Below are 13,932 nucleotides of genomic sequence, written 5' to 3'. Positions count from 1 at the left end.
GCATGAAGTCATCCCACTCGATATCGCGTACCTGACTCATCATCAGTACACCGACAATGACAAGCGCTGGAGCTGTAGCAGCCGAAGGAACAACCAGAGCAATCGGAGCTAAGAACAATGCCAGAATAAAGAGTACGCCAGTAGTAACCGCAGTCAAACCTGTACGTCCACCCTCTGCAACACCGGAGGTACTTTCTACGAAAGCAGTGATTGTACTTGTTCCAAGGAATGCGCCCGCGCTTACGCCGCCGGCATCCACGAGCATTGCTTTACCAAGCTTCTTCTCGCCTTCCTCTTTGTTCTTCAGGAGTCCCGCACGGCCTGCGGTACCAACCAATGTACCGAACGTATCGAACAGTTCAACGAATGTAAAGATGAAAATAACTTCTAGAAGACCCATGCCAAGCGCGCCCTTCAAGTCCATCTGACCGACAGCCAGATTATCAAATGAAGGAATCCAGCTTGCAGTACTCAGACCTGACAGATCGGTTACTCCCATTGGAATACCAATCAGCGTTGTCAGCACGATACCGATAAGCAAAGCGCCCTTCAATTTGAGAACCATCAGGATGGCGATCAGGAACAGCCCGATTATCGCAAGCAGCGTATCTTTGTTCTGAATGAAATTCCCAAGACCAAGATTGAAGGCACCGCCTGGTACCGGATGAGTAATATCCGTTCCTGGGTTAATGGAAGCCGTCACGATGTTGCCCAGCTTAAGACCAACGATGGTAATGAACAAGCCGATACCGACCGTAATGGCAATCTTTAAATTGTTTGGAACCGCAGTCAGCAGCATTTGGCGGACTTTGGTAACCGTAAGAATAATGAAGACAATACCGGAGATAAATACTGCACCGAGTGCGGCCTGCCAAGTAATCGCTCCGTTCGAGCTTAATACAACTGTCATGAAATATGCGTTCAAACCCATACCTGGTGCCAACGCAACCGGAATGTTAACGAAGAAGCCCATCGCCATCGTCACAAGGCCGGCACCTACTGCAGTAGCGAAAAATACGCCTTCCTGCGGAATACCTGCGCCATCAGGACCCAGGAACAGATTGTTGACCAGCAGGATGTAAGCCATGGTCATAAATGTCGTCAAGCCTGCGATAATCTCGGTTCTTACATTTGTTCCGTGTTCCTTTAGTTTAAAGAAACGCTCCATTGTAGAGATATCCCCCTTAAAATTAATGACCGACAACATACAAAAAGACCCTAAGGATAAATCCCCAGGGCCATCGCTTGAAAAAAGAGCCGCAAAACAATCATTCGCATGCTGCCAGGCAGCACCCTTATCGAATAACCGGCTGCTGCTTTATGGAGCGGCGCTCCATAAACAGGCCGATATCTCGAATGCTGGACGAGTCCGCATCATTATATTGCCGCTCTTCTTTTCGTAGCGAGATCATTACGGTGACCTGTAGAGACTCCCGGGCCCATTCCCAGGATTATACGAAAAAGCTCGTTATTTGTAGTTGTCATGTCAGTTTCTACACATATTCTAGGACGAGAAGCCCAATCTTGTCAATAACAAAAGCGAATATTATGCTTGTCAATTTAAAGAAATGTTCGGAAATTGATGCTTCGCCACCTATTGATTCTAGGACAACTGAACTACATACGACAAAATACACCATGGAATATGGCGCACATGATCACTGAAATCCGTTCGGGAGGTGTTTCACTCGATGGTAGCAGAAGCAGTCGAAACCGGATTGTTTCCCACGCAGGGAGAAATTGGGATCGTGTGCTCCTCAGGAGAAACTTATTGCTATTTTACCGACAGCATGGTGGGTCTCACTTAATCCCTGGGCATCGTAGAGCCCTTTTTGCGAAAAAGGAAACGTAGCTCCCACTACTGATCTTACTTTTTTTTGCTCCAACAGATCTGCTATTTCCTGAAGTTGCTGACCATTGGGATCCAGCCATATATTTTTGGCGGTTACGTCGTATTCTCTTACCAGCTCCTCATCAAAATCGCTGACAATCGATATGATTCGCCCGGTGTGTTTTTTCAACACTTTAAAACTGTTCTTCTGAACGTCACCGCCCATCGTATCGAACACAACATCCACATCCGATAATACATCTTGAAATGGGGTCGTGCGATAGTCAATAATCTGATCAGCTCCAAGTGAAGCCAGCAGTTCATGATTACGCTCACTAGCGGTCGTAATAACGTAGGCTCCCGCTTGTTTGGCAAACTGGATAGCGAACATCCCAACACCGCCTGCGCCTGCGTGGATCAATACCTTCTCTCCTTTGGTCAGTTCACCATGTGTAAAAAGCGCCTGCCAAGCAGTCAGCCCTGCGAGCGGAACGGATGCGGCTTCCTCCCATGAAATAGCAGCAGGCTTACGCGCCAGCAGGTGTTCATCCACCAAAGTATATTCGGCATAAGTGCCAAAACGAGTCGTTTCCGGACGGGCAAACACTTCGTCTCCCAATTTCCAATCCGTTACCTCGTGCCCAATTTCTGAAATTGTCCCAGCAACATCCCAACCTAAAATAATCGGGAACTCCCAATCCATCATTTGTTTTAAATAGCCTTCACGGAGCTTCCAGTCAATTGGATTTATCGAGGTGGCGGCCACCTTAACTAAGACCTGATGAGCTTGTGGTGTAGGGGTAGGTACTTCTCTTTCCTGTAGTTCCTCCTTTCCCCCATATCGATCAATGACGATAGCTTTCATTCTTTTTCCTCCTCGATCTTGGTTCAACTTCCTTTTAGGACTCGGCTCAACCTCCTAAACGCTCGCACCTAACATTTGCACCTTAACGTATTATTGATCTTATTACACAAAAGATGCATACAATAAAACCATGGGCATCTATCCGTCTATTGAATACAGGAAAAAGTTCGTGTGGTACAACCACACATAAAAAAGCCTTCAATCCCACAGATGTGGATTGAAGGCTTTTGTTTTAGTACAGCAGAAAATAAACTACTCCCACTCGATCGTTGCTGGCGGTTTGGACGTCACGTCATACACGATACGGTTGACGTTCTCGACTTCGTTCACGATGCGGACGGAGATTTTCTCCAGCACATCCCATGGGATACGCGCCCAGTCCGCTGTCATGCCGTCAATGGAGGTAACGGCACGGATACCTACGGTGTAGGAATACGTACGTGCATCACCCATTACGCCGACACTCTTCATGTTCGGAAGCGCCGTGAAATACTGCCAGATCTCGCGATCCAGTCCCGCTTTCGCGATTTCTTCGCGCAGGATGTAGTCGGAATCACGAACGATTTGCAGCTTGTCCTCCGTTACTTCGCCCAGTACGCGGATCGCAAGACCCGGTCCAGGGAAAGGCTGACGGTGAACAATCTCATCCGGCAAACCAAGCTCCTCGCCGACTTTACGAACCTCATCCTTAAAGAGAGCTTTCAACGGCTCGATCAGCGTGAATTTCATGTCTTCAGGCAGCCCACCGACATTGTGGTGGGATTTGATTGTATGCGCCGTGTCCGTACCACTCTCCACGATATCGGTATACAGCGTGCCTTGTGCCAAGAATGCAAAATCATCAAACTTGCTGGACTCCTCATCGAATACGTAGATGAACTCGTTGCCGATGATTTTCCGTTTTTTCTCCGGATCGTCTACGCCTCTCAGCTTGGACAAGAAGCGTTCCTGAGCGTCAATCTTAACGACCTTCATATCAAACTTGCCAACGAAGGTTTCCATAACACTCTCAGCCTCGCCTTTGCGCAGCAGTCCATGATCAATGAACATGCATGTCAGCTGATCACCGATTGCCTTGTGAATCAACATGGCCACAACGGAGGAATCAACGCCGCCGCTCAGCGCGCACAGCACTTTTTGCTCGCCGACAACTTCGCGGATTTCACGAACCTGGTCCTCGATAAAAGTCTCCATGCTCCAGTTGCCTTCACAACCGCACACTTCGTACAAGAAATTTTTGATCATTTCATTACCATGGACGGAGTGACGAACTTCCGGATGGAACTGCACGCCGTACAGCTTCTTATCCTCGTTACTCATCGCAGCGATCGGAGCGGATTCCGTTCCTGCATCCAGCTTAAAGCCGGTAGGCAGTGATACCACGTGATCACCATGACTCATCCACACGGTTTGTTTTTGCTCAATCCCTTTGACAAGCGTCGAGTTCGGAGCAAATTCCAATTCGGCTTTACCGTATTCGCGTTTCGAAGCACGTTCTACTTTTCCGTCCAGTTGTTGAGCCATCAGCTGCATGCCGTAACAAATGCCGAAAATCGGCAGTCCCAGATCATAGATGGCTGGGTCCACATGCGGTGCATTCTCGGAATACACGCTGGAAGGACCTCCTGAGAAAACAATGCCGCGCGGGGAAAGTTCTTTGATTTTCTCAGCGGGCGTGTTGTATGGCAGAAGCTCACTATAAACGCCAAGATCGCGAATGCGTCGTGCTATAAGTTGGTTGTACTGTCCACCGAAGTCCAAAACGACGATGATTTCATTAGGCTTATTCATTACCGGGCCTCCCTTGATTAATGAAATTAATTATACGCAACCCGAATTCATACCGTCAAGAAAGAGGGCCTTTTGTTTTCATGCCAGTTTTTTGACAATTCGAATACATTGGCGTAAAAAGAGTACTTTTTCGGTACGGGACCACGGTTTATCATGGTATGCCGCCCGCTCCCAGCGCTGCGCAAACTGCTCCAGCTCCGCCCTGAATTCGACATCGGCAATCGACAAAGCATTGACGTATTGACGCATGGTCTGCCCTCTTTCCACATCTCCAAATCTTCGCTGGAGCTTGTCCCAAACCCACACCGAGGCCGATACGAGCTCCTCCCGCCTGCTTATCGCTATCGTTCTGGCCATCCTCATGAAGGTCAAGCTTTGGCGCACGGTCGGCATTTGATAAACAACTGCCACAAGGATGGGAAGAATCAATAGTAGAACGCCCCCAAACATCACAGGACCGATGGCGGCTATCAAAAAGAGTACTTTAACGACGCCGTAAAGCATGGAATTCCACATGCTGTTCCAGTACTTAAGCCCGGCAGAACCAAAATCACCGGCAATCGGAGGAGTGGATATCTGCTCGATGCCAAAGCCTGGGGTCGGATCAAACATCACCCAGCCTTGTCCCGGAAAAAAAACCTCAACCCATGCATGCGCATTCTTTTGGGCCACCTCATAACGATCAACCGTACCTGCTACCCGCTCACCCGGTGCAAATCCGGTCACGTAGCGTGCGGGGATGCCTTCAGATCGGAGCAGGACGGTCATTGTCGTAGCAAAATGAACGCAGTACCCTTCCTTCGTATCAAACAAAAAGTGATCCGTAAAATCCCGGCCCTCCGGTGGCACGGATGTTTGCAACGTATACGTATAGTTCTTCTCCAAATAGGATTCGATAGCTTTCGCCTTTTCATACCTGTTCTCAGCGTCCAATGTGATCTTCTGCGCTAAATCCCTCACCCTGAGGGGCAGCTCCTCAGGAAGCTGCAGGTACATCTCCTTCATATATTCGGGATCGTTGTTAGTTGCACTGCGGAGCGACTGCTCCTCCGGCTGACTATATACTGTTTCTATCGTATAACCGGATACCGCCCTCTCGCCTTGCAAGGATACCGTTTCGGACAGCCTGTCAACGGCAAGCCTCGGTGTACCTCTCTCTTTGGAGAAATGCATCTCCTTTATGCGGGTAATAATGCCTCCGGACAGCACGGACTGGATCGGGGTATCTTGTTCAAAAGTCAGTGTCTGGACGAGCCTGTCTCCGGAAGGACGCTCCCAATAGGGCAGGATGTGGCTCAGGTCTTCGGATAGCTTGACGGGCTTGCGGATGGAAGGATCCGCATCCCACTTCCGTCCGTCATACCGGTTATACGTATCCCCCCGCCAATAAGTCGGTTCAGGCGATTGCGCGGTAAAATACATCGCATCACTCAGCGTCAGTGGACCTCCCAGATCTTTTCCCTGGGAAGTGTATCCAGCAACCTGAGAGGCAGGAATCGACGGTTCCGCGTTTCCCCGGAGCCTGTCCCCCCATCCCGTCAGACGTTCCGCTAATTCGGATACCGTTAATCCCACACCTGCCGAAGGCTCGCTAAAAGCTCCTCCCACTCGGGTTATTCCGGCGATTAGACAGGAAGCAAGCACCACCACCAGACTCCAGCGAAGCACAGGCAGCCCAGACAAGCGGCCGGATCGAACAGGCTCAGGGATGTCCGCTCCCCTATGGGTCCCCTCAACGGTTTCCTGCTTCAGCTTAAGAATCAGCATCATGCCCTGGGCCAGCAAAATATACAATACAGCTCGCAGCATATCACGGTATACGCTCTCCTCCATGGCGGATTCGAGCACCGCCAAATAAACCAGCGTCGAACCGCCAAACAACCACACGGTTCGGCGGTACAAAGCCAGCATATGGACCGCGGACACCATGATAGCCCAGCCGATAAGCAGGATGATCGTTCTCGTCTCCTGACCTAAGGCAGTAAACTCCCACGCACTTCCGAATACCGAAACATCACCGGGAAGTATAGCCGAAACAAAATCGGATAACCATGCCAGCGGATCGCTATATTCAAACAATCGGGCACACAGCCAGACCACCAGAACGGCGTTCAGCGGCAGCCATACCCAGCCCCGCAGCGTAAACAATCCTTGAAGCAGCAAGAATAAAGCCCAGATAAATAAGGTTTGCAGCATAAGATGGCCGCCCATGTCCCCTGCATCCCAAAGTGGCAAGAGCCACTCTGACAGCAGTCCCATAACCGGCAGAGTAATCAATATGCGATGAAGAAGCGTTCCGTGCGACAATCGGGAGACGAAAATATGGGGTACACTATGGGCTCCGGATATACTGGTCTTCCGATGGCCTCCTTCCCTAACGGGCGAGCTTTCCGGTTCGATCATGGTTGGCACCTCCTATCTGCATTGGCTTCCCTTCTGTCGGCTGTTCATGCAAATAAACTAGTCTCCCGCCTTTGCTGAAGAACTCTCGTGCCCATTCTGGCTGCGCCTGATTCTCCATTGGACTATTTGGACTAACCCATGAGCTTGAATTTCCAGCCGGTTTCAAGCGCTTTACACTTTGCGTACAGAAGATGGTAACCTTTCTGCTTCCAGCATTCAGCAGGTTGATCGCTGCAACAGCCGTTCCCTGATGAAAAACACCTGTGATAATCGCCCAATCTGTATTCTTTTGCGAGGGAGATAGAGACTTCTCGAAACTTCGGTTCCGTAAAGGATCTTTCTCGGTTAGCTGAACGGAGGCAAACGGTACTAACGTATCCTGCTGCGCCTTGAACACACCCTTGTATTCGATCCGCCGATCCTCCATCCCATCCCCATCCATACATAGTTGATAGGGAACTTTGTAGCGGATGAGCCGAGATACAAATCCTGCTGCCGCAGATACCGCGTCTTCAAATGCATCCTCCGGTTTCAAGGCTCCAAGACCTGCATACCCTTGGAGCGATGTATCCAGGACAACCCCCTGTCTTGATCCATAACTCTCATGCGGCATGAAGGATTGCAGGCGTCCGAGCTTCGCGGAATTCTTCCAATGAATCCGGTTCATAGGATCACCGGGAACATAGTCACGCACGCCCGATCCTCTCATTTCATTCCAAACCTTGAAGCGTACCCGTTCATCTTCCATGTCCATATCGCTTCCATGCATGGGCACCTGGGCCTCCGGCCACGCGGAGGGCCTTGGCAGCACGATCATGCCGGCTGTATCGCTTTCCACACTCCGGCTTGTCCTGAACCAGCCGAACATATCGCCCCATTCCACCTCGCTATAGATCGAAGACCAGACTCCGCGGGGAACCTGGTTCAGTCTGTAGGTATACTCGAGCCTTCGCTTCATGCCCGGGAACAGCAGCTTGCGATACTCCCTGCTGCCGATCCGGTCGGTTATGATAAGCCACGGCACGGGCAGAAGGGAACGATAGGTTACTTGAACCGTCATCTGAGCAGAATCTCCCGCCTGTATGCACGAAGGAAAGCTTGTATGTGATATGGTGATTCGGTTTGGGCCCAGCAAGCTCGTTAAAGCCCCGCCAAGCAATAGAATCGTGGATGCCCACCATACAAGCCGCAGCGATTCCCCGCCTAACCAAACATAAAGGCCCAACGAAACGGACCAGATGGCCACTCCTCTCGACCATTCCAGCAGACGGCGTCTCACGACGGATTTCCCTTCCGGCTTCGCTGGCGCGGCAGATCAAACCTCGTAATGATGGACTCCACCATTTCATAAGGAGTTACACCGGCAGCGCGTGCCTCATGAGACAGATGAATCCGGTGGGTCAGCACCGGTACGGCAACACGCAGGCAGTCATCCGGGATGACATACATTCGTCCTGTCAGAAACGCAGCCGCCTGTGAAGCGCGAAGCCACGCCAATGTCCCTCTCGGGCTAATCCCCAGGGTCACGCCCTGCTGTTTTCGGGAAGCATCGGCCACACTGACCATGTAACGTTTTATGGTGTCATCCACAAATACACGGGAAACCATCTGCTGCATCCGGATGAGCTCAGATCCCATCATAAGGGGCTTTAGATCGTCCAGTCTGGAACTGCCCATCCCCCGCTCCAGCAGCTCCAATTCGCCTTCTATATTGGGATATCCCAGCGATAATCTCATCAAAAAGCGATCCAGCTGCGCCTCCGGCAGACGGCTTGTCCCTTCATATTCATAGGGATTTTGCGTTGCCAGCAGGAAGAAGGGGGCCGGCAGCGGATACGTATGGCCGTCCACGGTGACGCGCCCCTCTTCCATCGCCTCCAGCAGCGCGGATTGTGCCCGTGGCGATGCCCGGTTAATTTCATCGGCCAGCACAATATTGGACATCACGGGTCCGGGCCTAAATACAAATTCTCCCGTATGCGGATAATAGACCGACGCCCCTGTAATATCACCTGGCATCAAATCATACGTAAACTGAATGCGGCTGAAATCACAGCCGATTAACGCAGCCACCGACTTCACCAGCATGGTCTTCCCGACTCCCGGCACATCCTCCAGCAGCACATGACCTCCGGCCAGTAAGGCAATCATCGTTAACGAGATTTGCTCCTCATGTCCAACAATGACACTCCCGATCCGTTTGGTAACCCTCCCCAGAAGCTCAGGTGCCCACTCCGGATGATTTGCTTCTTCAGCATGAACGGATGAACTAAACAAGAACATCAACCTCCAACCTATATTCATAGATTATTAGATAGCGGTAACTTGGAATCTTGAATCTATGAATAGGTTTTCCAAGAAAGCAAGAAGATAGACGTCATTTACTAGAAAAGGATTGGCCTTTCCTCCATGATTTATAGCGTACGGTCCACCTAGCCTGATCGGCATCTACACGAAAAAGGCCAGCCCGTTGCTCACGGCTGGCCTCCAATTCATTCTACTTACATGCTGACTTTCATCGTTCACGTCCGATCATCATATTAACGATTCACAGCCTTAATCATTCCAATTCCAAATCCGGTCAAGGATCACCGCAGCCTGAGCACGCGTAAAGTACGCCTTAGGCGCAATGCTGCCGTTCATGCCGCTCACGATGCCCGAACCTGCAAGCGCCGCTGCACTCGATTTGGCATACTCGGCAACCTGATCCCCATCAGCAAAAGAATCCAGAGACCCCTGTCCTTCCAGCTTCTTGCCGGCTGCCTCCAGAGCACACTGCGTCATCACCATCATGTCCTGGCGTTTCATTGGCGTGTCCGGCACGAAACGGTTTCCTCCGACACCTTGGACCAGCCCAAGCTCTGCGGCAATCTGCACGTCTTCGTAATAATATGCCGAAGACGAAACATCTCCGAACGCTGCCCGGCCTTCGCCCGAGCCCTCCAGCTCCAACGCGCGTACGAGCATAACGAGGAATTCGGCTCGAGTAATCGGGTTCGACGGATGGAATCTCGTTTCGGTCTCACCTTGAATGATCCCGCGAGATGCCATCGTTTCGATCGCATCGATCGCCCATGGCACATGCTTCAGGTCATGAAACGTCTTGAACGCGGAAGCGACTGCAAACGTGCCTCCATGCGTCAGCGCAGCACGAACGATCCCATCTGCGGAATTATACCGGCTGTTGGAAAGCGGAACCCCGCGTCCGTTAGAGTCGATATTCCAAACCATGATATGATTCGGTCGTGCAAACTCTTCCTTGGTTGGGGAATAAGACACCGACCAGATGAGACGAGGCGTGCCCTGTTTCCAGGACAAAGCCCGCTCGCCAGCAAGAACCTCTACCCGGAACACCGGACGATCGCCGATCTTCTCGCGAAGGGCCGCATCCAGGCTGCCGCCCGACGCTTTCTCCAGACGCAGCGTTACGGTTTCTGTATCCGTTAAACCGATCCCCTGAATCAACACGCTTGGCATTTCCAGCGTACCAAACTCCGTTTGGACTACGAGAACTGCCTGCGGATTCCCCAGCAGCCACTTACCCGGCAGCTGAATATCATAGGCCTGGGCTCCTTTCTGCTCCGGAACGTCTACAAGCGTCCGCTTCGTTCCGTCCGTTCCAGCCACTGCCCTTTCCAATGCCTGCTGAAGCATTAGGCTCGAGACTCCAACCGTGATCCGCCCGTCATGGTTCCGGATTTCGAGTGAAGGCGTGCTTGGAGCTGGACTCGTACTGCTTCCGCCACCGCCCGCAGTTCCACCGCTCCCTACGTTACCGCCGCTGTTATGTTCGCCACCGCTTCCATCTCCTCCGCCGGGAGCGGAGCTCTTCGTAAATTCCAGCACGCCGAATCTGGTCGTGTTCTGATAGGATTGGCCGGTCGGATCCGACCATATGGCCACGCTGTCTCTTGTACCTTGGCCGTCTTCATCGTTGTTCACCTGAAAATCGAACCCGATCACAGTCCCTTTCTGAGGTTTAATCTTATCCAGGCCGATCGCTGCTTCAACGACATATCCCCCGTCGATTACCTTCGCTGCGGATGTAAAGTTATCCTCGCCCGCATGACCGCCAAAGGAACGCACATTGTTAAAGTTTATCCGGTACTGTCCATCATCTTCTTCGTAAACATCCGTCTTTCCATTATTCTGATCCACAAAAATCTCTACCGAATCCTGCTCCCATACGTTGGAACTCGCATCCGATAACAAGCTGTCGCTAATGACGGCATAAACGTACAGGTGATTCTCATCCCACAGAGTCCGGAATGTAGCGGTCGCGCCGCTGATTCCCTCGACCCACACGTTTGTTGCCAGTTCCCCGGCATCCTTCCAGATACCATCGAGCTCACCGTCAACCTTCGGGGTGCCATAGCGGGCCTGAGCCGATTTCGGCGCGGCAGCGAGCGTAAGAATGCCGAGTCCGGTCTGAACGCTCTCCTGGGCATGCCTTGGATCGCTCCAGGACACCATCGCCCCATTCTTGCCATGCTCGGAGCCGTCATCCGTACCGGAATCCGTTACTCTGATATCGAAATAAATGTCGCCGCCCAGCGATCCTTCTCCGTTAAGCGGAAGCAGCGCTTCCCCTGCGTAACCTCCAGCGGTCTCTGCCGTGTTGGCGGCTCCACGCTGAATCCGGGCTTTTTGCAGGGTACCGTTCACCACAGCGAAGATGTCAATCTTATCTCCTGGGGATATCGATCCGTCCTGCACGTCTGCCCTGACATATATGTGGTCCTTGTCCCATAGTGTCTTAAATTCAGCAGATAACGATCCTAGCTGCTCCGTCTTAAGTGCCGGAACCAGATTCCATGCAAAATCCGGTTGTCCGTCGATTACTGCTGTACCTTCAATAGCCGTTCCGGTCTTTCTCACGATCGTTAATCGGGAAGGATCGACCATTCCCAAATAAGCAGGTTTGGCCTGATATTGCTTGTCAAAAGGAAACGGGGCATCCTGGCGGCCCGTCCCCGCGGGACGATCATGCAGCCAGGTATGGTCGTCTGCAATCCCCCAAAGGGTGACATTACTGATCCAGCCCCCCTCCACGCCTGCATCAGCGCCCATTTGGTCCAGCCGCTTCAATTCTTCAAACAGCTCTTTGTATCGATAGCCTTGCTTGTCGAGCAATTCCTGAGGAACGGTCTGGTAGACGTCGGTATTGTTCGTGTACACCGAAACGTCCAGCTCGGTAAGCTGATTGTCAAAGCCCGCCTCGCCGAACATCCGGATGGAATCCGAGATTTGCTGGATGGACGGCCCGCTTATATTGATGTGCGTTTGATGGCCCACGCCATCGATCGGAACGCCTTCCGCCTTCAGCTGTTTCACAAGATTCAGCAGATAATCGCGTTTCTTCGGATTGTGCGTGCTGTAATCGTTAATGTAGAGCTTGGCCTCAGGGCCGGCAGCGTCACGCGCTGCATGAAATGCGGTCCGGATATAGTCGAGTCCCGTTATCCGGTACCACTGGCTGTCTCGCATGCCATCCGGACGCCCTTCGTCAATGACCTCATTCACGACGTCCCAATCCCGGGCGTCATCCTTGTAACGACCGACCACTTCATGGATGTAAGCTTCCAGCCGTTGAAGGACAAGCGCTTTATTCTCCGGCGTGGCTTCGAGATAATGGCCCTGATCATCCTTCAGCATCCATTCGGCTCCTTGCTGGTGCCACAGCAGCGTATGGAACCGAAGGTTCATGCCATGATCCCTGGCATAATCCCTGATCAGATCCGCATTGGTAAAGTTATAGGTTCCTTCGCTCGGACTAAGAGATTCCGGTTTCATCACGTTCTCGGCAACAAGCGAATTGTAATGGTAATCGAGAAGCTCCTTGTGCACGCCGGACAGATGCTTGGGTTCAACGGCTGCCCCGATCTCGAAATACTCTTGGTACACATCCTTCAGTGCGGGAATATCCGTCTGAATGGAGCCCGGCAGTGCTATCTTAATGTCATCGATATAGAAATTGGAAAGACCCGAGGTTTCCATATACAGCTTCAATGTTTCCATATCCGAACTGAAGCCGAAGGTTCCTTTCAGCTCCACCCACTCCGTGCCGCTCGCCGAGGCTGAGGCAAGGGTCGTATAGGATGTGTCCGCTGCGCCCGCCGCTTTGTTCTCCATCGAAAGCGATATTTTGACTGGAGCGTCAGGCGCCTGCTCAAGCCTCGCATAGGCTGAGATCGTATACGTTTTTTGGCTCACCATGATGCCTTTCACGTCTTGGCTAGGCCCGTTCCAGTTGTTTGTCCGATCATGGACCTTTAATCCGTAGCCGCCGCTATGGGCAGCTTCTGGCACAGCTTCTACGGTCTCCGAATCGCGTGGTCCCCAATCCATCGTCGTTCCGTCTTCAAAATCCCATACGACCGTATCCTCTCCTCCCGGTACCCCATTCCCCGGGTCTGGTGCCGGCTCAATCAGCCGGACTTTGAATTCGTCCATATAATAAGCGACGTCCGGACTGCTCGGGCTTTGCAGATAAACCTGCAGGGCTGAAGCGTTAGCATCGTATTTATAATGGCCTTTCACCTCTACCCACCCGTCGGCAGTTGCATCGACCGCACTGCTGAAGTTCACGTATTCCGGCTCAGCTCCGGTTTGCTGCATGGCAAGCTGAAGCTTCTGAGACCCTTGGGTACCCTCCTTCAGATGGACAAATGCGGAAATTTCATAGGTAGCTCCTTTGTCCATCCGATTCGTGGCGGCTAGATTAAACCCAGGTCCGTTCCAGGTCTCCGTCCTTCCCTCCGTCAATAAACTCCCTGTCCCTTCATAGGCATAGGTCGCGGAAGTCACCGTCTCCGTCCCTCGCTTAAACCACCCCTCCGTCCCGCCATCAAAATGATGGTGAATCACCAGATTCTGATCAGCGGGCGTATGGGCCGGTTCAACTGCCGCCACACTCCAGCTGGGCGGAATGAGCAGCAGGGACGCGATCAGCATCAGGCTGATCTTCCTAATGATGGTTCTCTTAGACACGGAATGCTTGCCTCCTCATTCGTTGCATATTTAGTCTGTCTTTTATCGAATT

At 51.9% G+C, this 13,932-nt stretch carries 7 protein-coding genes and 1 riboswitch (1 of these 8 running past the window's edge); all 7 genes read right to left on the bottom strand.

The annotated features are described in order from the left end of the window. Positions 1–1,168 carry the 5' portion of an NCS2 family permease gene (locus MKY48_RS04740; RefSeq protein ID WP_213647789.1) on the bottom strand. The gene continues 203 nt to the left of window position 1, outside the view, so the window shows 1,168 of its 1,371 coding nt (coding positions 1–1,168); its start codon is at positions 1,166–1,168; the stop codon falls past the left edge of the window. 212 nt (positions 1,169–1,380) lie between these two features. After that, positions 1,381–1,479: riboswitch (purine riboswitch) on the bottom strand. A gap of 278 nt (positions 1,480–1,757) precedes the next feature. Continuing rightward, complete coding sequence (locus MKY48_RS04735; protein WP_339270421.1) at positions 1,758–2,696, bottom strand: NADP-dependent oxidoreductase; 939 nt, start codon at positions 2,694–2,696, stop codon at positions 1,758–1,760. 252 nt (positions 2,697–2,948) lie between these two features. Next, positions 2,949–4,487 (bottom strand): glutamine-hydrolyzing GMP synthase, encoded by a 1,539-nt coding sequence (gene guaA, locus MKY48_RS04730; RefSeq protein WP_076325868.1) that lies wholly within the window; start codon positions 4,485–4,487, stop codon positions 2,949–2,951. A 78-nt stretch (positions 4,488–4,565) separates the two neighbouring features. Then, positions 4,566–6,890, bottom strand: a complete 2,325-nt coding sequence (locus tag MKY48_RS04725) for a transglutaminase domain-containing protein (protein ID WP_339292414.1) — start codon at positions 6,888–6,890, stop codon at positions 4,566–4,568. Further along, the gene (locus MKY48_RS04720; RefSeq protein ID WP_339292413.1) at positions 6,862–8,169 is read right to left on the bottom strand and encodes a DUF58 domain-containing protein; all 1,308 of its coding nucleotides are present in this window, start codon (positions 8,167–8,169) and stop codon (positions 6,862–6,864) included. Before MKY48_RS04720 ends, MKY48_RS04725 begins: the two co-directional genes overlap by 29 nt. Next, on the bottom strand, positions 8,166–9,173 hold the full coding sequence (locus tag MKY48_RS04715; protein WP_339292412.1) for a MoxR family ATPase: 1,008 nt from the start codon (positions 9,171–9,173) through the stop codon (positions 8,166–8,168). The genes MKY48_RS04720 and MKY48_RS04715 overlap by 4 nt, the downstream gene beginning before the upstream one ends. A 273-nt stretch (positions 9,174–9,446) precedes the next feature. Beyond that, positions 9,447–13,880: an endo-1,4-beta-xylanase gene (locus MKY48_RS04710; protein WP_339292411.1), complete on the bottom strand. Its 4,434-nt coding sequence runs from the start codon at positions 13,878–13,880 to the stop codon at positions 9,447–9,449. Between the last annotated feature and the right edge of the window lie 52 nt (positions 13,881–13,932).

It is taken from the genome of Paenibacillus sp. FSL W8-0187 (genome assembly GCF_037969755.1).
In the GTDB taxonomy this organism is placed as follows: domain Bacteria; phylum Bacillota; class Bacilli; order Paenibacillales; family Paenibacillaceae; genus Paenibacillus_AQ.
The sequence above is the reverse complement of the archived record's forward strand: the minus strand, read 5'-3'. Positions and strand labels throughout refer to the sequence as shown.